The 21303-nt window shown below is 53.0% G+C and carries 19 protein-coding genes and 1 tRNA gene; 12 read left to right on the top strand and 8 right to left on the bottom strand.

Annotated features, from left to right (window positions below; translation table 11 throughout):
- Positions 1-72: 72 nt before the first annotated feature.
- From HY913_00330 to HY913_00310, 5 genes are all read left to right on the top strand, one after another.
- Entirely contained in the window at positions 73-831 is a 759-nt protein-coding gene (locus HY913_00330) for a hypothetical protein (GenBank protein MBI4961698.1), read from the top strand.
- Between the two features lie 64 nt (positions 832-895).
- Positions 896-1357, top strand: a complete 462-nt coding sequence (locus HY913_00325; GenBank protein ID MBI4961697.1) for a hypothetical protein — start codon at positions 896-898, stop codon at positions 1355-1357.
- Positions 1358-1424: 67 nt separating this feature from the next.
- Positions 1425-2588 (top strand): metallophosphoesterase, encoded by a 1164-nt coding sequence (locus HY913_00320; GenBank protein MBI4961696.1) that lies wholly within the window; start codon positions 1425-1427, stop codon positions 2586-2588.
- 416 nt (positions 2589-3004) lie between these two features.
- Entirely contained in the window at positions 3005-3658 is a 654-nt protein-coding gene (tmk, locus tag HY913_00315) for a dTMP kinase (protein MBI4961695.1), read from the top strand.
- A 125-nt stretch (positions 3659-3783) separates the two neighbouring features.
- Positions 3784-4134, top strand: a complete 351-nt coding sequence (locus HY913_00310; GenBank protein MBI4961694.1) for a hypothetical protein — start codon at positions 3784-3786, stop codon at positions 4132-4134.
- 149 nt (positions 4135-4283) lie between these two features.
- Here HY913_00310 and HY913_00305 read toward each other — a convergent pair.
- Positions 4284-4376: transfer RNA gene (locus tag HY913_00305), tRNA-Ser, on the bottom strand.
- 59 nt (positions 4377-4435) lie between these two features.
- Here HY913_00305 and era point away from each other — a divergent pair.
- Positions 4436-5335, top strand: coding sequence for a GTPase Era (gene era / locus HY913_00300; protein ID MBI4961693.1), 900 nt, complete (start codon positions 4436-4438; stop codon positions 5333-5335).
- 264 nt (positions 5336-5599) lie between these two features.
- Here era and HY913_00295 read toward each other — a convergent pair whose 3' ends face one another.
- On the bottom strand, positions 5600-6919 hold the full coding sequence (locus tag HY913_00295) for a DUF362 domain-containing protein (protein ID MBI4961692.1): 1320 nt from the start codon (positions 6917-6919) through the stop codon (positions 5600-5602).
- Between the two features lie 415 nt (positions 6920-7334).
- On the bottom strand, positions 7335-7631 hold the full coding sequence (locus tag HY913_00290; GenBank protein MBI4961691.1) for a hypothetical protein: 297 nt from the start codon (positions 7629-7631) through the stop codon (positions 7335-7337).
- Positions 7632-8108: 477 nt separating this feature from the next.
- On the opposite strand from HY913_00290, the gene tatA reads away from it, so the two are divergent.
- Both tatA and HY913_00280 read left to right on the top strand, forming a co-directional pair.
- Entirely contained in the window at positions 8109-8309 is a 201-nt protein-coding gene (gene tatA, locus HY913_00285; GenBank protein ID MBI4961690.1) for a twin-arginine translocase TatA/TatE family subunit, read from the top strand.
- 159 nt (positions 8310-8468) lie between these two features.
- Entirely contained in the window at positions 8469-8747 is a 279-nt protein-coding gene (locus HY913_00280) for a hypothetical protein (protein ID MBI4961689.1), read from the top strand.
- Between the two features lie 405 nt (positions 8748-9152).
- On the opposite strand, the gene HY913_00275 is transcribed toward HY913_00280, so the two are convergent.
- From HY913_00275 to HY913_00265, 3 genes are all read right to left on the bottom strand, one after another.
- Positions 9153-10637: a tetratricopeptide repeat protein gene (locus HY913_00275; GenBank protein MBI4961688.1), complete on the bottom strand. Its 1485-nt coding sequence runs from the start codon at positions 10635-10637 to the stop codon at positions 9153-9155.
- Positions 10638-10984: 347 nt separating this feature from the next.
- A complete protein-coding gene (locus tag HY913_00270; GenBank protein MBI4961687.1) occupies positions 10985-12460 on the bottom strand; it encodes a tetratricopeptide repeat protein in 1476 nt (491 codons plus the stop codon).
- Positions 12461-12908: 448 nt separating this feature from the next.
- Positions 12909-14003: a radical SAM protein gene (locus HY913_00265; protein ID MBI4961686.1), complete on the bottom strand. Its 1095-nt coding sequence runs from the start codon at positions 14001-14003 to the stop codon at positions 12909-12911.
- A gap of 251 nt (positions 14004-14254) precedes the next feature.
- On the opposite strand from HY913_00265, the gene HY913_00260 reads away from it, so the two are divergent.
- Positions 14255-15454 carry a NupC/NupG family nucleoside CNT transporter gene (locus HY913_00260; GenBank protein MBI4961685.1) on the top strand — a complete coding sequence of 400 codons (1200 nt, stop codon included), beginning with the start codon at positions 14255-14257 and terminating at the stop codon, positions 15452-15454.
- 242 nt (positions 15455-15696) lie between these two features.
- Here the strand turns inward: HY913_00260 and HY913_00255 are convergent, their stop codons facing one another.
- The gene (locus HY913_00255) at positions 15697-16167 is read right to left on the bottom strand and encodes an amphi-Trp domain-containing protein (protein MBI4961684.1); all 471 of its coding nucleotides are present in this window, start codon (positions 16165-16167) and stop codon (positions 15697-15699) included.
- Positions 16168-16340: 173 nt separating this feature from the next.
- On the opposite strand from HY913_00255, the gene HY913_00250 reads away from it, so the two are divergent.
- From HY913_00250 to HY913_00240, 3 genes are all read left to right on the top strand, one after another.
- Positions 16341-16667, top strand: a complete 327-nt coding sequence (locus tag HY913_00250) for a multidrug efflux SMR transporter (GenBank protein ID MBI4961683.1) — start codon at positions 16341-16343, stop codon at positions 16665-16667.
- Positions 16668-16858: 191 nt separating this feature from the next.
- A complete protein-coding gene (locus tag HY913_00245; protein ID MBI4961682.1) occupies positions 16859-17923 on the top strand; it encodes a hypothetical protein in 1065 nt (354 codons plus the stop codon).
- A 26-nt stretch (positions 17924-17949) separates the two neighbouring features.
- Entirely contained in the window at positions 17950-18363 is a 414-nt protein-coding gene (locus HY913_00240; protein ID MBI4961681.1) for a cupin domain-containing protein, read from the top strand.
- Between the two features lie 145 nt (positions 18364-18508).
- Here the strand turns inward: HY913_00240 and HY913_00235 are convergent, their stop codons facing one another.
- Positions 18509-21151 carry a sigma 54-interacting transcriptional regulator gene (locus HY913_00235; protein ID MBI4961680.1) on the bottom strand — a complete coding sequence of 881 codons (2643 nt, stop codon included), beginning with the start codon at positions 21149-21151 and terminating at the stop codon, positions 18509-18511.
- Between the last annotated feature and the right edge of the window lie 152 nt (positions 21152-21303).

The following is a 21303-nucleotide window of genomic DNA, read 5'->3' as shown; positions in this document are numbered from 1 at the left end:
TTCTGGTGGAACTTCCGGGTGGTAGCGGATGACCGAAGCGCTATCGAGAAAAGATCGCACATGGAGAGCCACATGATAAGAACCGCCCCGAAATACAAGGCGGTGGTCTCGTCCGATTGGAGCGAGTGCCTTTCGCCCAACGGCCCCTTCGACCCTATTAGCTTTAATTATCCGGAACTGACTGCACAGCTTTCCACCATCTTCCGCCAATATACAGGCAACGAGATCTCCCTGTCTCAGGCCGCACGCCAAATAAGAAGTTTGCTTCCGGGTCCTTTCACCGAAGAACAAATGGACGCGTATCTGGATCACTCCTTCAACACTTACACAGGGGTACCTGAGCTAATTGAATGGTGCCTAAGCCGCGACATCCTGTTCATGATCAATACCACCAATACGCAGGCATATTTTCAGCGTGTATTCAAAAAAGGATTGCTGCCCGAGGTGCCGGTCGTGGCCGCCAATCCAATGATAACCTTTGCCGAATCCGAGAAGGACCGCCGTTATGTGCACCAGATCCTGGAGATCGAGGACAAGGCCAGGGTTACCGATGCGTTGGTTCGTTCACTGAATCTCCCGCATCGAAAGGTGATTGTTATGGGAGATAGCGGAGGTGACGGGCCTCACTTCCAGTGGGCCGCGGGGTCAGGAGCCTTCATCATCGGAGTTATGACAAAGCAGTCCCTTGCTTCTTTCTGCCGCACGAAAGGGATAACCATAAATGTGCTCTTCGGAGTGTCTTACGCACCCGGGGAAATCAAAAACATCGAAAAAGAAATGAAAGTGAATTTCATGGAACTCGCTGATGTGATAGAAACAGCCCTCGCGTGACGCGTCTCAATGATGCGCCCGAAACCGTACCATCCTCGCGAAGGCTGAAGGAAGATCGCAGAATATGAAAGCGCTACTAATCGGGTTGTTCTTGATGCTGACTGCGGGCTTTTCAATCAGTGCAAACGCCGCGGCAGATTTCGGGGTGGCTGAAAACGCCTTGGGCGGGTTGCGAGGCATTCGCTATGAGAACGTTTACACGAAAGTCCCCACCTCCGGAAAGCTCGTCTCCATCAAAATCACCGACAGCGGACGAATCTACTATATTTGCCGCGAGAAAACCGGGTACGCGATTTACCACCTGGAAATCAGGCCCATCGAAGGATACAAGGAAAAGATCGAAGAGGAAGTGAAGGAAAAAAGCCGGAAATGGGACCAGATGCACCCTGACGAACTCCTATTCACCAAAGGAAGATACGAGCGTGAGCTGAACAAGCGTTTAAACAAGTACCGAGAGGCTGTTTGGGTCAGAAACGAAATTGTGGTGGAGGAACCTCCTCAGAAACCTGAAAGGGGCGGCAAATAGATAGAACCCAATTCGCTGAAAATCCGGGAATGCGGATCTGACCCGGGAAGATGGATGGAAACAAATCATGAAGCGCTTTGCCATTTTTGTACCTGTCTTTCTGCTGCTCATTTCTCCGGCCCTTTGCGGAGCAGATGACGAAATCTTTCGATTCGCGGTTTTCTCGGATACCCGCGGGCAAGCGAAAACCGCCAAATGCTCCGATGATAACTTCGGCGTTTCTCAAGTTTTGGAGCCGATAGTCAACGCCGTATTGGCAACGAATCGTTCACTACCCATAAAACTGGTCCTGTTCCCGGGAGACATGATGTCCGGCGGATGGAAGCGCGATGCTGCATCAGTCGCGGAGTGCAACAAGATTCAGCTTCTGCATTGGCGCGAAACAGTCAAGCCGCTTCTCGACGCGGGCATTGGGTTCTCGGTCACGGCGGGCAACCACGAAGTGATCGCAAGGGATGAATCGGTTCCTCGAAAGCAATGCTCAGAGCATGCGAGCGCATACACCCCCGCTGAAGAGAATTTCAAAGTTTTCAGAGAAGTCCTGGGTGACATGCTACCCGGCCGCGGCGGGCCGGAGTCCGATTTTGGATTAACCTACTCTTTTGACATGAACGGCTGTCATTTTGTGGTTCTCACCGCTTACACCATGTCTCAAAAAAACTCATTCTCCGAGGAGACCCTGGAATGGTTGGCCAGGGACTTGAGCGAAGCAAAGGCAAGAGGGTTGATCACTTTTGTTGCGTCCCACCCCCCGGCGTTTCCTGGTGGAGGGCATATGTGGGATTCGCTGCCTTTTTTCGACCCCGAGTACACCTGCGATAACCTGAGGGGCATTGATCGGCGCAAGGATAGGGACAGGTTCTGGGACCTTCTCAAGAAGAATAACGTGGCGGCTTATTTTTGCGGCCATGAGCACCAAATTCAGGTGCAGGAAGTGGAAGGTGTCTGGCATGTTGTTTCAGCCGGCCTGACTACTCGGCTGTATCCGCTCAATGGCTCGCCGTGGGACAAACAGCGCAACACGATTCTTTATGACGGGAAATTCCAGAACCCGCGGGCATCCATCATCTGGCCTTGGAATGAGACCCAAAAGGCCTATTGGGGCTGGTGTCTGGTAACTGTGGCTGGGAAGAAGGTCACGATGGAAGTCTTTGGCTCAGATGTTCCGCCCACGAAAGAATCCGATCTAAAGCTGCTCAAGTCCTTTACGCTAACCGAAGGAGGCTCCTAAGGCCGATGATTGAGGCAGCAGGACCTTGACGTCGTTGCCTTTTCCGTCATTCCGGCGAACGCCGGAATCCAGGGTTATTAGTCCGCGTTCTCCGCGGGGGGTTCTGAATTCCGGCTTTCGTCGGGATGGCAGCGTGGACTGATGAGATGCTCCTTATACCAATTGCCACAATTCTTGACCTTTTGCACCGCCCACGCTCCAAGAGAACCGGTGGGGTCCAGAGCCTGCGCCGGACCGCGATCCGGGGTCCCTGTCACGCCAGGGGCGTGATTGATTTGTAAGGGAGAACTGTGCCGGCACGGAGGCCGGCACCCACCAAATTCCAACAGGCACTTCTCACAATCGGACACTATTTTTGACACTTGCTACAAATCTACCGCGTTGCCGCAACTCCCGCCCAAAAAAGGACTTGTATCGTGAAACGCCGCTTTGATGACACAGTCGTTGCCATGCTCAAACGCTCGCCCTTGTTCATCGTATTTGAAGGGATAGACGGGGCCGGAAAGTCCACCCAGGCAAAAATGCTAGCGGATCGGCTGGCCAAAGCCGGTGTTCCTGTTCTCCTGACCGCGGAACCTTCGGACAGTCCCGCGGGGCTTGCGATCAAATCCATGAAGACCCGGCCTGCTGTTGAAGAAGAAGCCAGGCTTTTCACCGAAGACCGCCGCCACCACGTTAAACGAGTCATAGCGCCCGCTTTGAGGGAAGGCCGCACGGTCGTGTGCGACCGGTATGTATATTCTTCGGTGGCTTACCAAGGAGCACGAGGCATAAGCCCTGAGGCAATTATTTCCGCAAACCGAGATTTTGCCATCCCTGCGGATATTACCTTTCTGATTGAAATCCCTGTGGAAACTGCTCTCGCACGAATCGCAAGCGAACGGGCCGGAGGGTTTTCTCCTTTTGAGCTGAAAGAAAACTTGATGGCTGTTGACGCAATTTATCGAGTGCTGAACGATCCGTTGATCCACCGAATCGACGGAGTGCGTCCGACAGACCAAATTCATGAATTGGTGCTCGATGTCCTAGGGACGCTGATGGAGGACCGCCAGGCCGCGCGACTGCGATAGACTCGTCTCACGGACCCCGAAAGTTATTGTTCGAGCCCAACACTGTCAAATTACATAAGGCAATCACTACAACTTATTGACAGAATGACCATTTTTCTGGTATTATTGCTGCGGGTTTGGTTCGAATGGCTATCAAAGGAGAGACCATGCGAGCGATCTGTTGCATAGCAGCGGTGATTCTGGTTGCCTGCTTCGCTCTATACGATTCTTCGGACGCCTGGGCGGCTGCGGATTATGATTCCCGTTTTGTCCGAAATTATCCGCCGGGCAATTATGGGATGTGGTACAAGGCTCAGAGGTTTTCCGAGAATACCGACCCGGAAGTCCCGCGGCAAGAAACGTATCGGTGGGACAGGTTCATGAGCAGGGTTACCGAAGTAGCTTTCCCCTTCTATCCCATTCCTTACGACTGGGAATACGGAACCGATCGGGAGTTCAATCTCCCCGACTACAATCGTAATGATTGGTGGCGGTAACGCCTTTGTGGCAAAGAACTTTTTGGTAGAACTGCCGCGTCCCGAGCGATAATAAGTTTTAAGACCGGCTCAATCGGCGTGGTTAGCGTAGGTCAACCGGCAAGAGGCCCAAGCCGCCCTCCAGGGGCACCCCTGGCTTCTTGGAGTCATGGCGGAGAGAGAGGGATTCGAACCCTCGGAACACCTTGTGGGCATTCACGCGATTTCCAGTCGCGCCCCTTCGGCCACTCGGGCATCTCTCCTTACTAGAGGCAATCTTTATATCATAAAACACCATCGGCAGCACGGTCAAGGAGAATCCATGACTACTCCCGACCAATCCAATGCTTTCCGTAGCGGCTTCATCGCGGTGGCCGGCCGCCCGAATGTAGGCAAATCAACCCTGGTTAATCGCATAATGGGCCAGGAAGTGGCAATTGTTACACCTAAGGCCCAGACAACCCGGCACCGCATCACCGCCATTCACACGCTGCCGAACGTCCAGATGGTGTTTCAGGATACTCCGGGGTTCCACGATGCCAAGACCCCTCTCAATAAGTCCCTGGTGGCCACCGCGGTCAAATCGCTCGAGGAAGCCGACGTAATCCTGTTGATGGTGGAGCCGGGAGAAAAGATCCACGACGATGATCTCCGAATCATAGACCTGATCAAATCCGCCCGCCCCCCCTCGGTCGTTGCGATCAACAAGATAGACACCGTCGAACCACCCACTCTTCTCCCGTTGATTGATGCATTTTCCAAAGCCCACACTTTCGCCGCCATTGTCCCCATAAGCGCCCTGAACGGGTCCGGGGTGGATGATTTAGTTGAGACCCTGATCGCGCTGCTGCCCGAAGGACAGCCGCTCTTTCCTGAGGATGAGATAAGCGATTTGCCGGTGAGGTTTTTTGTCTCCGAGATTGTGCGGGAACAGATTATGAAGCTTACCGGGGAAGAAATCCCTTACAAAACCGCTGTCGTGGTGGAATCCTTCAAGGAGAAGGAGGACCTGGTAGTAATTCACGCGGAAATTCACGTGGAAAGGGACAGCCAGAAAGCGATACTAATAGGGAAAAACGGTACGATGATAAAACGGATCGGGATTAATGCGCGCAAAAAAATCGAGGAATTTTTGGAGCGCCGCGTGCACCTTGAACTCTTCGTCAAAGTGAGCCCTCGCTGGACCCGCGACCCGTACAAGCTCAAAGAATTCGGATACTGAAAGCAACCGGCACGCAGGATTACAGACCGGGCAAAACCCGTGTCAGGGGCACACATGGGCCGCTATTGATCGGCTGTTGGGTGCCACTGACCTGGGAACCAGGTCAGTGCAGTTTTTGATCTGAAGTCGTCTTCACCGTTTGAAAGCGAACTGGTATTATCGGTACCAGGCCACTGCCGGAAAGCACATGAGTTCCGTCCAACAATCTTAGAAGCGCATCCGTATCACCAAGAACCTATGAATTGGCGCTTCGGTCTCGCCCGCCTATTCAATTCTGAAGAACGATTCATCGAACTCCGGTTTACCTTCATATTTTTTCGTGAAGAAACCCGGCGCCATGTCCATATGCTTGAATATTTCAGGGTTCACTTCGACGCCGACCTGATGAAGCGCCTTAACTACTGCGTCCGGCGAGGGCGGGCATGTCTTGACACTTATCATCTTCCCGATATCCGGGTTATCCTTGTTCGCTTCGTAAAGGCACTTTCCTATAAGAACGGTCTTCTTGCCGGGGGTGGGCTTCATCAGTTTTCCTGTCAGGATTTCAACATTATCCCACGCTTGTCCCTTCCAGGCATAAGCGACAGCCGTCAGGGTCATCCCGGTCAAAATGGAACAATACGTACAGATAGTAAGATCGTATTTCGGGTACGCGAGTCCCTTTATGCCCATCTTTTCCATGGGCAAGGGCAATGTGCCGGCTTCGTTGTACTTAAACGCGTGCTCAAGGCGCATGGCCACGTTCTCAATCTTCTCCCCCACGACTTCCACGTCCGAGAGATCGATGGGCATATTGGCGTCCTTTGCGGCATGAACCAGGTGAGGAACCTTGGAGGGCTCGTGTCCCAGGATCGTGGCGCCCACTTTGTCCGCGGCCAAGACGTTCGGCGACGCAACCAGCAGATCGCTGCGCCGTATCTTGCCGTCAAACCCGGGGCCGCGCTCGTTCGTATAAATCCCGTCAATGATCGTGAATGAAGGAGGAAGGGTCTTCATCAGTTTCGAGACCGTATAGTGAAGGTCTTTTTCAAGGTCCGGGGAATGACATTTTTTCCGAGAGTTGACGTCGATCATGCCTTTGAGGTTCTTGATACCCAGGCTTACCACAGCCTGCGCGTGGGTTTTCATGACCGGAATATTGACGACAAAGTCGCTGTGCAAGTAGTCCGCATTAAATTTAAGCTCCAGGTCATCGGCGAGGCGGACCTTTTCAAAAGGCCTTTCTAAGACATTCAAAACCTGGACTCCGTAACGCTTCTTCAAGGCATTGTAGCCCAGGATTTCATGGGAGTGAGCAGCAGTCTCTTTGTCCTTCGGATTGTAGACCACTGTCCCTTCACCAATTGTGATGCGGTCAATTCCGCGCTCTTTGAGCAGGACCACCATGTCATGAATGACTCTAGACGTTGTAATGACCCCCCACTTGGGGAATTCCACCGACTGCGTCCAGAAAACGATGTTAGGTTTAATGAAAACGCTTGCCCCTGCCGGGACGTGATCGAGTCCTCGGCACAATTCAACGGCCTTTCTCACCGATTCCAGCGGGGTCTGATAGCGCACTACCGCTACTTTGGTTTTGCTCATGAAAAACGCTCCTCGACAAAAGGGTTGCCCCAGCGTAGCAGTTACACGCCCTATGTTCAAGGCAGGATGTTGTCAAAAAACAGTCCGTTCAGCTACGCGGGGGGTCTGCACAAGCTACATTGTTACCGCGCAGAGCGCGGAAAAGGGTCCACATGGACTCGTGGCGCGATCCGTGCGATCTTTCTGGAGGGAGGTCTCTTGCTTTCCAGGTGCATGCAAGAAAAAAGGACCGGAAATCGAATAGATTTCCGGTCCTGTGGCGTGTTTTGGGCCGGATTCGACGGTCATGTTGACCGGTTCATCTCGACCTACCTTTTCTCCCTAGCGGAGTCCCGCTTTCGTTGTGTTGATGGGTTGACCTTCCTACTCTTTGCCTGGGTATATACGAGCACAGGACTTCTGGAGCTTCGCGGGCCTAGGCCTGACCCACGACGTTCGTGTTGGGACGAGGACCACTGTTTTCAAGCTTGATCTCCTCAATTATGGAAGCAATTTCCGCATGAAGGATTTCTAATTGCCAATTGAAATAGATGTCCTCGCCGAAGTCCCGTAGAAGCTGTTTTTGAGCGTTGATATAGTCTCTGGGCGACACCGCGCCGGAAAAAACATGAATGGGGTTGATCAGAGTCGCTATCACTTCTTCTTGTCGGTCAGCGGTGTTTTCGAGCTTATCGTTGTTTTGGCTCATGTTGCCTTCCTCTGTTTTTTTCATGCCCTCCTTTAATGCAACCCAAATGCCAACCGACGGCAAAAGTGATATGACTCCTGAAATCAACCAGTTCCGCATATCAACCCCTCCTGGTGTGCCTCTTCCCACTGTCCAGAATCCGACAGGCTTCTCGGGAGCACTTAGCGCAGCATGCTGTTAACGCTCACACAGCAGCGACTGTCCAAAATCGGACATGTCTGTCGCATTCCGCGCAGGCTCCCGGCCCAAAGGAACATTTGACCAATTCGGCTCTATTAAAATATAATGACTCCGAGCCGATTCGAAAGTTCGGGAAAAAGGTAACCTTTCAGCGGGACAAACCTAACAGGCTGGAATCACGATGGGAGAGGCTTTGAGGAGGAGATGGTCTCTTCCTCCATCCTCACCGAGCGCACCGCGCCGAGGCGTGGAACCCCGGTGAAACAACACGAAAATAGGACACAAAAACCTCGTGATCGGGGTTAGAGAGGACGACATACAATGTTTGGTCTTGGTATGCCGGAATTGCTCCTGATTCTACTCATAGTGGTGATAATCTTCGGGGCCAAAAGGATTCCGGAGATTATGGGCGGCATAGGAAAAGGGATCAAGACTTTCAAGAGAAGCATGGAAGAGGAAACACCTCCGCCCCCGCCCGCAGGATCCAATGAAGTTCCCAAGGAAAAGATCGAGCCGAAATAGTCGTCTAGCCGGCAATAATCTAATTTCTTAGCGATAGGTGTACGCGCGGTTCCACAGCCCCGAGGACAGGCTGTGGAAACCTTTCCCCATGAACCCAAAGAGAAATTGATCACTTTTGCCCACCAGAGACACCGCGTCGCGGGACCACGGAGCCGAATCATGGCCTTCAGCAATTTGTTATGGATTTGGGAGATTGTGTCCCTTGCCACATTCATAGGGCTTACCATAATCGCCTGGATCAGGGGGTGGCGGTGGAAGGCTTGCTTTCCCTTTGGCCTGGCTGCTCTGGCTTCCGGTGTGGGAGGTTTTTTGCAGGAGATGATGGAACTGCCCCGCCTGAGCCCCTTGCAGGCCACGGTCCTGTTCCTACCGTGGGACCTTGTTGTGATAGGTATCCTGGCCTGGATGGTGGCATTTCCGCCACGAGTCAAGGACTGAAGAATTTGTGGGAATGGACATATAAAACGGTCGTCAAAATCTTTCTCGTTTTTCACCCGGCCTGAAAGAGTGCGAATTGTGGCTTGGGTGCCACTGACCTGGGCACCAGGTCAGTGCTGATTTGGACCTATGGTAATTGCCAAAATTGATGTCCGTTGGCCCCCGACGGCCCTCCTGCCATTGCTGCCTTGCTCGCCCCGTCGTTCCCGCGAAGGCGGGAACCCACGGAATCCAGCGAGACGCGGGCCTGGATTCCTGCCCCGGTTTACACCGGGGTGAACTTGGGGATCGCAGGAATGACGGAATGGAGTTCCCCCGAAACGGACAGAAATTTCCCAACTGTCACAAGTCATCTTCATCGTTTGAAAGCCAACTCGTATCAGACACTTTTGCTTAGCGGTATCTTTACCAGAGGCGGCCTTCAACGCCACGTTCAGGCGGGCGAAGTGGTTCAGTCTGCTCTTCGGTAGGTTCTTCCCTGAGTACATGGAGCGGATTGGGGGGTAGGGTCTCGCGGAACAGACCCTGCGTCTCTTTGAGCAGAGCGCTGACCCTTTCCACGCGGGCAGGTTGGTCCAGCAGCGTGAGAGCTTTTCGAAAATCTTCCGCGGCCTTCGCGTATTCACGTTTGTCCTTGTACGCCACTCCTCTATTAGCATATGCCAATCCATTCGCCGGCTGCATCTGTATCACCCTGGTCATAACTTGAATGGCTCGATCAAAGTCGGCCTTCAAAAGTAAGACCTTTCCCAGGTTGTAGTACATATCGGCAGAGGCTGACGCAGGGTCGGCTTCTATGGCGCGAGCGAAGTCCTTAATTGCAGCATCGTAGGCCTTCAGAGCTTCGTATGCCGTCCCTCGGTTCCAAAGGACCCCCACATCCGTGGGATCAGCCTTCAAAGCAACATCCAAATCCGGGATCGCCTCCTTGTGGCGGCCTGCAAGCACCTTTGCTTCTCCTCTCAAAGAAGCGACGGGCGCAGACCCGGGCTCCTTTTCAAGGGCCTTATCGAAGTCCTTGATGGCTTCAGCGGGCTTGTTCAAGGTGAGCAGGATCCGGCCGCGAGCTACATAAATGGCCGGATCGGAGGTCTGAAACGACAACAGTCGAGTATAATCTGCCAGCGCATCTTCATTGCGCTCCATCTTAAGATACACCGACGCGCGGTTTGACAAAGCCTGGCCGAACTTGGGGTCGATTTCGAGGGCCCTGGACAGGTCCTTTACCGCGGAATCAAGGTTGCCAAGTAAATACTGAGCCCAGCCCCGATTGTTGTAGGCCTCTCGATTGTTGGGGTCCTGGTTGATGGTTCGATCGTAATCCGCCACCGCCTGTTTTGTCTTGCCCTCGGACAGCGAGAGGTTTCCCCGTTTCAAGTACGCCCGCGCGTGTTTGGGATTCATCTCGATGGCCTTATTCAGATCAGCCAGAGCGGCCCGTGTGTCCTTTTTGCCCGCGTACGCGGTCGCCCGGAGATAGTAAGATTCCGTATCCTGTGGATAAAGCTTGAGCGCCTCATCAAGGTCTGCAACAGCCTGATCGAATTGCCCTAATTCGGTTTCGGCCTCGGCCCGGACCCGCAGCGCGCCCGTATGTTTGGGCTCCAAATCCAGGACGCGATTCATGTCCTCCACAGCCTTGTCAAAGACTCTCTTATGCAAATGAATGAGACCCCGACCGTAGAACGCGTCAACAATATTGGGGTCCCTTGATATTGCCTGGTTGAAGTCCGCCAGTGCCCTTTCCTCGTCCCCCTTGGACCGGTACGCTACTCCGCGATTGAAGTAGGCTCTGGCATTGTTGGGATCGAACACCAGTGCACGGCTGTAAAGGCGGATGGCCTTGTTCAGATCCCATTTCCAGTGGGCTTCCACGGCTTCGGAGTACAAGCTTTTGGCGTTTTCCGCAGCACGGCCGGCGGTCGGATCGAGTGACAATCCAGCAATGAACAAGAGGATCAGAAATAGGAATGGGAGCGAAGGTAACCGTTTCGCCAGCCCCCCGAAAGGGTAGGCGAAAGAGCGGGAGCTTCGGCCGGGCGCTTGGTATTTAGTTCCAGTTAACATGTTGATCCGGTTCGGGTTCGCCATGAAACACGGCCCGGTGAATTTCGTTCGGCCAGAAAATCGCATGAAATTGGCCGTGGCGCAACGATCAAATATCGACTCGGCCCCAAACTACGGATTTGACCTCATGATCTTTCCGGATTGGCTGTTCGTGAACAAGCCGAGAAAAATCATCGTGCGGTCAAATTTTCTTTTACTTGAGCAGTATTGACTGGTGCTCTCAGTGAATTGGGGCCCTGCTTGTCCTCCGGCAGCGCAAGCGCGGCGGTGAAATCAGCTTTCGCCCTTGCTGGGTCGCCTTGAAACTCGAACGCGATCCCTCTTTTAAGATAGGCTTCACGATAGCCCGAATTCAGCTCTATGCTTCTCGTCAACTCTTTAATTGCGTCCCCGATCAATCCCTTTTTCCCCAGCGCCACACCAAGGTTAAAATGGGAAACAGGATCATCCGGCCGGAGCGATACAAACCTGGAAAATAGATTCACCGCGCCTTCATAGTCCCCTGCATTCTCTTTGAGCGTTCCCAACACCAGAAGAGTCTCGGTGTCGTCAGGGTCCAGCTTTGCAGCGGCTTCCAGGTCACTGACGGCTTTATCGAGCTGATTTGCGGCCAGATAACAGGTGCTGCGATATGTGTAAACAGGGGCCGTTTCGCGATCAAGCTCCAACGCCCGTGTAAAGTCTGCAATGGCCTTGGGACATTCGTTGACGCTCTTGTGGATATAACCCCGATTGACGTAACCTCGGGCAAGGTCCGGATTCAAGGTCAAAGCCTTGGAAATGTCCCGCATTGCCAGAACATTATTACCCTTTTTGAAAAAAGCCCAGCCGCGATTGTTATAAATGTCCGCGTATGTGGGATTCAACCGGACAGCGGAACTATAATCCTCAATGGCCTTGTCCAGGTCCTCTTTTCTGAAATAGCCGTTTCCCCTCTGGAAATATGCCAGGGCATACTGGGGATCGAGTTCAATCGCGTACGAAAGGTCTTTAATGGAATTCTCGATGTCTCCCAGTTTAAGACGCGCCGTCCCTCGATTGTAATAGGCTAACGCATGGTTCGGCTTCAGTTTTATTGCCTCACCAAAATCCTTTACTGAAGCCTCAAGATTATTGTTCTGCAACAGGGCCCAACCGCGGTTGTTGTACGCGTCCGCGTCGCGTGGATCTATCTCGATGGCGCGAGAGAAGTCGTCAATTGCTTTTTGCAGGTTACCTTTCCCGTAGTAGGCGTTTCCGCGGTTGTAATGGGCAAGGGCATAGGTCGGGTTCAGCTCGATGGCACTTGAATAATTCTCGATGGCCTTATCAAAATTGCCCTCTCTGTAATACGCGCTCCCCCGGTTATTGAGCGCGGTCTCCATCCGAGGATTCAGCTTTAGTGCCTTCGAGTAGTCCTCAATCGCCTCCTTGTTAGCTCCGAGCCGCTCAAGGGCAAGCGCTCGCCTGAAATACAGGTCCGCGTTGTCCGGCTCCGATCTTATGGCGCGTGAAAAAAAGTCTATGGCTTTCTTATACTCGCCCGCGCTGTGAGCCTTCTTGGCGTTTTCAGCAAGCTCTTCCGGGGCAGGGCTCGCGGCTGTGGCGTGGGCAGGAATGACAAGAATTAATATTAGAAGAGCCGCCGCGCACGTCTTCGACGACATTTATAAAACTCCCTTTTCATAGGGACATGGTTTCTATAATGGTATCATAACATGAAGATAATTGTCTACCCGAATGTGACTTCAGGGTTTTTTGCCACACATTAACAAAGCACTCCCCAGTCCACTCGGTCTTGTCAGGTCCGGATTTTTCTTACTAGCTTATAATCCATACATGACAGTCGCTTGTCAGTATTGTTCCACCGCATGGAAATCTTTGCCGGAATTGACTTCAACAATCGAACGGGCACTGGAATAACCCTGGAAGAGGTCATCCCGGAAGCCTTACTGACGGAGTCCTGGAGAAGGTGCGAGAAGATCTCATAGCAGCTTGCCATTTTCCCTATAAGACAGGCGGCATGTCTCTTCCGCTGCGAACGGCGGACCTGACTTCGCTCCAGAGACATGCCGCCTGTCCACCCAAAGTCAGGTTATTTATTGCGAACTGGTATCAGTCGAACAGCTTGTGCTTTCTATAGAACAACGGCTTCAATATTTTCAGACCCATGAAGGACGCAGCCGGCTTGATCCACGAACTCGCGCGGGTCGCGCTCCCGAGGCAAAGGCGACAATGCGCGTGAACCAGTTTTCCCGTCCGGAATCCCCGCATAATTTTTTCGAGTTCGGGGCTCTTCAGTATTTCCAACAGGCTGGTATTTTTAATGTTTCCCACAGAGGTTTTTCCGTCGAAATCCACGCAACACAAAACCACATCCCCGGAGTATAGAATGGCAAAGTGATCTCTCATTCCAAAGCAATACCCGTGCCCTGCCTCCACGATCCGTTCTTGGCTCAACGCGTTCCCCCAATCAGTCAGAACATAGGTCTCAATAAAGATATTGGGGCTTATTTCGATTACGTTCCAGGCATGAATTCCGATTCTGCTTATCTTGTTTTGTAGTTTGGCTCGGTCGACAGGAGTGCGATTCAGGCGTTTGTAGATCAGGTCGGTCCATTCGAGAATGGTCTTGCGTAAAGTGTCGGCGTCGCCCATGAAGTCGGGGATGCCGAGCTGTTCTCTCATCTTTCCGGCAAACCGGGTGGTCATAATTCGGATCTTGAATATGGGTGGTGAAGGCCTTGCTTCACACGCGGCCAGAAGATCCAGGAGCCTGGCCCTATAGTTGTCAAAATCGATGCGAGTGCCTCTTGTGGCCAGGAAGCTGGCCGCATCGGGAGTTTGAAGGGAAATATCCACCTGGTGCAGGTCCTGCCTGGCGAGCTTGTCAATCGTTTCCGAAGACAGCAGGGCCCCGTTGGTCGTGAGGCCTACAGGCAGGCTCAGTTCTTTGGCGAAATCCAGTATCTGGAAGAAGCGTGGGTGGAGAAGCGGCTCCCCCATGACGTGAAAGGTGACTTTTTCAGCAAGATCGAGCTGTGCGATTTGATTTAAGGCAGACCGTGCCAACTCCTCTTCCATCACCCCGCGGGGACGGGTCATCACACCGTCAGGGCAAAACACGCACGAGAAATTGCATCTGTTGGTAAGTTCCAGATGAATACGCTTGAATTTTGTGGGCAGGTATGAAGGTATACGGTCGGTCACGGTCACTCATTTTCGGGTCATGGTAATCGCGGCACAAGCCGGCCCGTCCGAGGGGCTCGCTTCTAAAACCCCTCAAAGAATCTCTTGAGCGGGCCAGGCGCTGAAACCGAGTATAACTGAGATCATGGATTTTGGGAAGGAATGAGGCCTAGATTGCAACGGACGCCTCAGCCGCGTATTCAGATATCAGCTTGGCCGACACGAACGGCCGGTGATAGGATGCCTTCAAATCACATTTCCTGGAAGTATTCATGCCGCCAAGACTCATGAGCGTCATCGGGATAGGGTTGATCGTGGGGATTTGTTTTCTCGTGTCACGCGATCGGCGCAAGATAAATTGGATTCTGCTGCTGTGGGGGTTGGCCTTGCAGTACTGTTTTGCCGTACTGATGCTGAAAGCCTACCCCCAGGCCATATTTGCCGGAGCGCAATCTCTGTTTGACGGCATTTCCGCTTTCTCGTCACAGGGGGCCAAATTTCTTTTTGGCTCGCTTGCCGAGCATCAGGACTTCGTGATGTTGACCATGGCCGCGGTCATAATTTTCGTAAGTTCCGTTATGGCCGTGCTGAATTATCTCCGGGTCCTTCCTGCTGTGATTTATGTCCTGGCGCGTGGCATGCAACGGACAATGCGCACATCCGGCGCTGAGACGCTTTCCGCGGTGATGCAGATTTTCATGGGCATCGAAGCGGTGACAGGGCTGAAGCCGGTAATAGGGCGCATGACCACCTCGGAGCTTTTTACGGTCATGACCTGTTTTATGGCCAACCTTGCAGGCTCGGTTATGGCCGTGTATGTCGGGGTTTTTGGCGCGAACCCGGGCTACATACTGGCTGCAAGCGTCATGAGCGCGCCAGCGGCTTTGGCCTTCTCCAAGATGATGATCCCGGAAACCGGGACCCCCGAAACAGGGGACAGAATCGAATGGAAAGTCCTCATCCCTGGGGATCGCGGGATTGTTGAGGCCGCGGCCAGTGGAGCGATGGACGGCCTGAAACTGGCCGCCGGGATAGCGGCCATATTGCTGGCTTTCGTATCCATCATCCACATGATGAATGCATTCTTGGCAGTTCTCGGGACCTCATTTGAGCAACTGGGCGGTTACCTGTTCGCGCCGGTGGCATATGTGCTCGGCGTGCCGTGGGAGGACTGCGAGAAAGCGGGCAATTTGCTTGCCCTAAAGACCGTTTTCAACGAGTGGCTGGCCTACAGCCGCATGAAGGAGATGATTGCGGCAAACGAACTTTCACCACGGGCAGTGATGATCCTCACTTACGCTCTCTGCAACTTCGCTAATTTCGGGAGCATGGCCATTCTCATCGGTGGCATGTCCGCTCTGGCTCCGGAACGCAGGGAAGAAATAGTGGGGATGGCGTTAAGATCGCTATTCTGCGGCCTGTTGGCAGGCTTCTGCACCGCCGCGGTAGCGGGCACGCTGAGCGACTATTGAACGGCCGGTATTGGAATGAAGGCAGTTTCTGTCGCAAGCCCAATCCAAGTTAAAGAATCGCTCGGGGGGGCTACCATTACTTTTGCGCGTGTCCAATGTGGGAAAAGTGACCGGTCTCGGTGAGGGAAAGAATAAGGGGCGCAAAAAACCCGCCGGGGAGTCCCCTTTGCCGAAAGGACCTCCCCGCAATCTCCATATTTGAAAAAACTCGGCCCGTTCCCGACCGGGACCGCGACGGTTCATCACGAACCGGGAATCGCGACGCAACCGCAACCACCAAAGAGTTCCTGCTCGAAGCGTCTTTCCAAGTCGTCGTAATCTCCGGCCTCTTGCTCCATACTGCTTACCCGGTTTGCGACACATACATCTCCTCGGATGTCTCCCCCAACGACTTCCTCAGCCTGCGTCGCCGCCTCGGGCTTATTTTCCCAAGTTAGCTCAAAGGCCAGGCTTTGCCTCCCATGCTTGTCCTTGGCCTTGATCTCCAGATCAACCCCACCTGTAGGAGCGAGATTCACCGATTTGCCGTCCGCCTCGACCAGCAAATTGCCCGATCGCGCGGTCTCCAAGACCTGTTGCAGGTAATCCACCGCCATTTGAAAATCGAGTCTGGATTCATGTTCGACTTTGCGGTTGGTCAATTCGTCGCTCCCTTCGTCACGCCCCTCGCGTCCAATATTCTCCGTTGGTTTGAAACCTTTGTCCTCGCCCATGTGAGCCTCCACAGTGCAAGCAAATCTTACCTCTCTATTTTTTTTGATGCAGGACCGGGGCACGAGGGTTCAAAATACTTCGGGAATTCGGGAGGGCCTTGCTAACCCGTAAGATTGACTCGGCGGATGTGGTGTGGCATTCCGGACTGATCGCGTCAAACTGGGAGTTGTTCATGAAACCCTGGATGTTTCTTATTACAGCCATAGTCTTGGAAGTATCGGGGACCACCTCGATGAAGCTTTCCGAAGGATTCACTAAATTCTGGCCCTCGATTCTGATATTCGTCTTCTATGCGCTCTCGTTCATTGCTTTGACCTTCTGCGTAAAACAGATGCAAATAAGCATTGCCTACGCTGTTTGGTCGGGTCTGGGCACGTTCCTGATTGCGATAATCGGGGTAGCTTTTTTCAAAGAGCCTATGCCCGTTGTCAAGATGCTGTCGCTGGTTCTGATAATTGCAGGTGTCCTTGGGGTAAATCTTTCCGGGCCTGGTGAATAGAGAAGCCGCGGGTGGTCCTTCACACCGCCTGTCCTTTCAGCAATTGCCCGGGCCATTGGGATACTCCTGTCGGACAGCCTGGGGAAAAGCTGTTCAGGGCATCTCAAAAAATGGTATGCTGAGACGAGTTGGCTCAGGCCGTTTAACCTCGCAAATTAACTTTTTCGTGGGCGGAATCAAATAACTCTTCCATGTCAGTGTCTTCCCGATCGAAATTACGAGATTTGGCCGTCAATGTAGCGCTGGTATTGTTGTCCACCGTGATCGCGGTCCTGATTGCCGAAATGGCTGTGCGAATAGCCGGTTTCAGGTCAATGTATGCCGGCACCCAGTTTTTTCAATACGATCCGACTTTGGGCTGGCGTTTGCTGCCGAATTTGGAGGGTCCCTTTGAAAGACCGCAATTCCGTACTTACGTAAAGATAAATCAGCTTGGACTAAGAGATCGCGATCGTTCCTACGAGAAGCAGCAGGACAAGAAGAGAATTCTGGTGCTGGGGGATTCGTTTGTATGGGGGTACGGCGTCAACGCTGAGGAAACCCTCACCAGACGGCTGGAGGCAGAGCTTGCAGGAGCGGAAGTCATAAATGCAGGGGTGACCGCATACGGAACGACTCAAGAGCTTCTATGGCTGGAGCGGGAAGGCGTTAAATACCATCCGGACCTTGTCGTCCTGGTTCTGTATAAAAACGACATCCTGGACAACTTAACCCAAGGTTATAACGGATATTACAGGCCGATAATGGTTTTGAAGGACGATGGATCGCTTCAGCTTACTGGAGTGCCTTGTTCACAGGGATCGCTTAAAGATAAGCTGAGAAAGTGGCTTGTCCGTTATTCAGCTCTGACGGGGATAGCGCTGCGGTCGAACTTCCGTTTTCTGTTAAGTTTTGATCGAACAATCTTCGGGAGCGCGGCCCTCGAACAAGGCCGCGAAAATATGGCCTCGGGCTCTAAGCATGATGATTATCCTGTTCGATTAACCATCGCTCTTGTCGAGCAGGCAAGAAAAGTAGCCCAAGACCACGCGGCGAGACTTCTCGTGGTCGCAGTTTGCCATGGTGACTCGTCTTGTACAGATGTTGTCCAGGGACTCACTTCAAAAGGCGTCTCTGTGTTGGAATTGGACAATTTAAAAGGCTATTCTCCCGCGGACATGATCATTCCGGGTGACGAGCACTGGAATGCCGCGGGCCACGCCTTAGCTGCAAAAGCCATCACGGATTTCATCAAGAAAAACGATTTGCTTCCTTGAACGGGGAACGCACCAAGGAGAAGACAATGATCGCTATGAAAACCAATGACGTGGAAGAAGTGAAAGTGGGATCGGTCAACTATAAAGGCCAGACTTCCGAAGCCAAGGACGTAGGTGTTCGCTGGCTTTCAAGAGTCGACCAGGACTCGGCAGGAGGCCCGGCCTATGGGCTGAGATTGTTCACCGTTGGACCGGGAGGCGAAATCCCGACCCACGATCATGCCTACGTTCAGACCATGTACATTGTCTCAGGGGAATTCGAGTGCTGGGAACTGAATACTGATACGGGCCAAGCCATCAAGAAGATCTGCGGACCCGGCGACATGGTCTATGTGCCCAGCATGGAGCCCCACGGCATGCGCAACATCAGCAACACCCAATCCGGGCAATTCCTCTGCTGCATCTGTACTCTGGATGCTCCGCAGGTGTGTCCCGGATGATTCGGACCATAGTAATTGCCAAAATGAATTTCCGAAAAGCCGCCGCGACCGAGGGTGTTGGCAACAACCATAGTCGGCGGGCACAGCCCGCCCTACGATTGGGCCGTGGGCTTCCTGTAGGGCGGGCTGTGCCCGCCGGCAATTATCAGCCAATCATTTCAGGATAAAAGAAGGCCTTGATGGCATCGAGCAGAGTCATTGCCAATCCAATGCACAAGGCCGCATGCGGAAGCATTCCTTCCAATGCAGGAAACAGCCTCTCGTGGCTCGAACGCCCGAGCCGGTAAATTATCATCAAGCTCCAGAGCAGTCCTATCCAAATAAGCAGTTGTTGAATAAACAGCGTGACCGCGGGCGGAACCGTGATGATCAGTTGGCGGAATATCTCAAACTGGAAAGTTTCGCTTATAAGGATGGGCAATTGAACGCCCAAGTTGATCAGATAGTAGATATGAAACGCTATAAACGCGGCCAACGTCAGAGGCAGCAGCGCAAGCCCGTAGCGTGAATAGTTCTCCTCGAAAGTGTCGTCATAGACCCTGCGCGAGAAGCCTGTAGCAAGGGCCAAGAGAATATTGACTATCAACAGCACTGCCGCGAAGACTATCGTGAATTTGACGATTTCGGGAAAAGGCCAGGGAGCCGTCAACCAGTTGTAGACCGGCATCTTGTGCACCAATTCACTCAGGAGGCCGCCGAGCATGCCGATGATCAGAAATGCAGTCCACATGTTGGTGTGGCGCATTTCCCAGATCTCTTTGCCGGGGATTCGAAGATTGAGATTGATCGCGCTGTGCGGGCAATTCTTGACGCATGATCCGCACAGCTTGCAGAAGCGATTGCTGTGCAGTTTCGGGCCTACTTGCCCGAACGGACAACCTTCCCTGGTACTTGTGCCCACGTAGCATTCATTGGACGTGCACTGGGAGATGCACACGTTGCGATCAGCGCGCAATTCAATTATCGAACCTTTGGCCAGCACGCTGATCATCCCGCCAAGACCGCAAAGGTAGCGACACCAGGATAGCCGTTCGTAAATGACGGAAATCACCACCGCGGACGTAAGCATGGTCATCAGCAACAGGCCCACGTTAAAAGGGGAGTGCCTTATATCGGTTGCAGTTTCCAGCCAGATAATGCCCAAGACAGCAGCCGCAATGATCAAATCGCTGTGGTTTTTCAAAAACGTCGGGAACGGCTTTTCCAGCGCGATCACCTTCTTGGCCAACTGGCTAAGGGTGCCGATAGGACACAAGGAACACCAGAACCTCGCCCAGAAGAATGCCCCTATCATGATAGTCGGCCACCCGACAGCCCAGCTAAAGAGCGCCGCAGGGTTCCTCATGAGGTCCGCAGGTCCGAGGAAAAGTAGTACCAGAAGTATAAAGAAGAATGGAGTCACCGCGCTCTGGAAAATTGCAGGAAAGAGCGGGCTCAGGATTGCTTGCTTCGCCGCGGGCATCCTCAGCAGGTTGAACTTCCCCTGCCCTTCCACTCTTTTCAGGTCAAAATAGATGTCATGAGGTTTGAGGGCCCCACCTTCGGATACGAGGACGGCCCGTTTGAGAGTAGTTGACAGTTCCACGTCATTTCCGGGCCAGGAGTACTGGATCAAGGTGTTGAGCGTTTCTTTTGGGACGTCGGGAACGTCCTTTCGAAGTTCCTGTGCGTACTTGGCCAGGTAATGCTTAACTACTGAGGGGATTTCTCGGCGGCGCTTTCTCAGCGGAGGGATAACTATGGAGCGGTCCAACAGGCCGTGCATCAGGGGGTGCATTTCGGGAGATATTTCCGAAGAATCCAGGTTTGTGGTGGCGATGAGACGGATCTTTGCCTGCTTTTCACCGCTACCGCCGTAACGCCTGAATGTCCCTGTTCGGACCGCGTCGAGCAGTTTTTCCTGCATTAAGGGGGTGAGCTGTTCAACGGCCCTGACAAGCAGAGTGCCGTCTTCCGTCAACTCGATGTAACCCGCGGTTTCGTTGTGGGAGTTTTCAGCGGTTTTCTCCCTTGACCCGAAGAACAGACGCATCTGCTCTTCGGTAGGGCTCTGTTCCTCGGTGGAAACGGCAGGTTCCGGCGCTCCAAAATTGTCCTCCGAACGCACTCTCAGCATGTCCAGCAAAAGAAAGACCGCCTTGTACTGATGGCTCATCCGGAATATTGCGTGGGCCAGCACCTCCTTACCCACACCGGTTTCCCCGATTATCAGGACAGGTCCGTCGGTCTCGGCCATTTCCTGCAATCGTGTCGCAAGATTCCGGCGAACATAATCCCCTATGACATAGTCGGGAAAAATGTGATCTTCCCGGCTGATCAAAGACTGAAGAGCGCGGCGCTGCTGTTTGCTCTTGTAAATGTCGCGATCGAGGCGAGTTATCTTTCGCGCCAGGCTTCTCACAAGAGTCAGGGTGAATTCGTGGTTTTCCTGAAGGATTTTTTCAAAGGATTGCGCGGGTATTTCCAGGACCAGGCACCTTTCATCCGCGATAAGCTCGGCATCGGAAGGCGAAGGCCGCCCCGTGAGGAAGCTGATCTCTCCAAACATCTCACCGGGTTTAAGGTCGTCTACATCGATCTGGCGATCCCCGTCTTCACGGAAAATCACTGTCGCATGCCCTGAAATCAGAAACCGGACCGTATCGCCGGTGTCCCCCGGCGCCATCAGCACCCCGTTGGGCGGGTACTCGCGTAATATACCGTTTTCCTTGATATATTGGCGCAGACCTTCCGGGAAGTACTTCAGAGGATCAATGCTTGGCTCGTTCAGGTCCGGTATTTTCAACATGAAATGTTCACGTGGGCCAACTACGGGGTTGCTAGCCGGCGAAAAAACTAACGATATTCAGCACGACGTTTAGGCGCGGTGAGAATTACTCTCACTCCGTTCCGTTGCTCCGGAACCAAACGCCCTATTAAATTAATACACCACTGAGCTGT

It is taken from the genome of Desulfomonile tiedjei, assembly GCA_016212925.1.
In the GTDB taxonomy this organism is placed as follows: Bacteria; Desulfobacterota; Desulfomonilia; order Desulfomonilales; family Desulfomonilaceae; genus JACRDF01.
The sequence above is the reverse complement of the archived record's forward strand: the minus strand, read 5'-3'. Positions and strand labels throughout refer to the sequence as shown.

What these genes read in the sequence shown, in the direction of transcription:
- HY913_00325 (MBI4961697.1), top strand. Translation starts at nt 896, where the DNA reads ATGAAAGCGCTACTAATCGGGTTGTTCTTGATGCTGACTGCGGGCTTT.
- HY913_00290 (MBI4961691.1), bottom strand. Translation starts at nt 7,631, where the DNA reads ATGAAAAAAACAGAGGAAGGCAACATGAGCCAAAACAACGATAAGCTC.
- HY913_00330 (MBI4961698.1), top strand. Translation starts at nt 73, where the DNA reads ATGATAAGAACCGCCCCGAAATACAAGGCGGTGGTCTCGTCCGATTGG.
- HY913_00255 (MBI4961684.1), bottom strand. Translation starts at nt 16,167, where the DNA reads ATGGGCGAGGACAAAGGTTTCAAACCAACGGAGAATATTGGACGCGAG.
- HY913_00235 (MBI4961680.1), bottom strand. Translation starts at nt 21,151, where the DNA reads ATGTTGAAAATACCGGACCTGAACGAGCCAAGCATTGATCCTCTGAAG.
- HY913_00310 (MBI4961694.1), top strand. Translation starts at nt 3,784, where the DNA reads ATGGCTATCAAAGGAGAGACCATGCGAGCGATCTGTTGCATAGCAGCG.
- HY913_00240 (MBI4961681.1), top strand. Translation starts at nt 17,950, where the DNA reads ATGATCGCTATGAAAACCAATGACGTGGAAGAAGTGAAAGTGGGATCG.
- HY913_00245 (MBI4961682.1), top strand. Translation starts at nt 16,859, where the DNA reads ATGTCAGTGTCTTCCCGATCGAAATTACGAGATTTGGCCGTCAATGTA.
- HY913_00270 (MBI4961687.1), bottom strand. Translation starts at nt 12,460, where the DNA reads ATGTCGTCGAAGACGTGCGCGGCGGCTCTTCTAATATTAATTCTTGTC.
- HY913_00320 (MBI4961696.1), top strand. Translation starts at nt 1,425, where the DNA reads ATGAAGCGCTTTGCCATTTTTGTACCTGTCTTTCTGCTGCTCATTTCT.
- HY913_00295 (MBI4961692.1), bottom strand. Translation starts at nt 6,919, where the DNA reads ATGAGCAAAACCAAAGTAGCGGTAGTGCGCTATCAGACCCCGCTGGAA.
- HY913_00260 (MBI4961685.1), top strand. Translation starts at nt 14,255, where the DNA reads ATGCCGCCAAGACTCATGAGCGTCATCGGGATAGGGTTGATCGTGGGG.
- HY913_00250 (MBI4961683.1), top strand. Translation starts at nt 16,341, where the DNA reads ATGAAACCCTGGATGTTTCTTATTACAGCCATAGTCTTGGAAGTATCG.
- era (MBI4961693.1), top strand. Translation starts at nt 4,436, where the DNA reads ATGACTACTCCCGACCAATCCAATGCTTTCCGTAGCGGCTTCATCGCG.
- HY913_00280 (MBI4961689.1), top strand. Translation starts at nt 8,469, where the DNA reads ATGGCCTTCAGCAATTTGTTATGGATTTGGGAGATTGTGTCCCTTGCC.
- tatA (MBI4961690.1), top strand. Translation starts at nt 8,109, where the DNA reads ATGTTTGGTCTTGGTATGCCGGAATTGCTCCTGATTCTACTCATAGTG.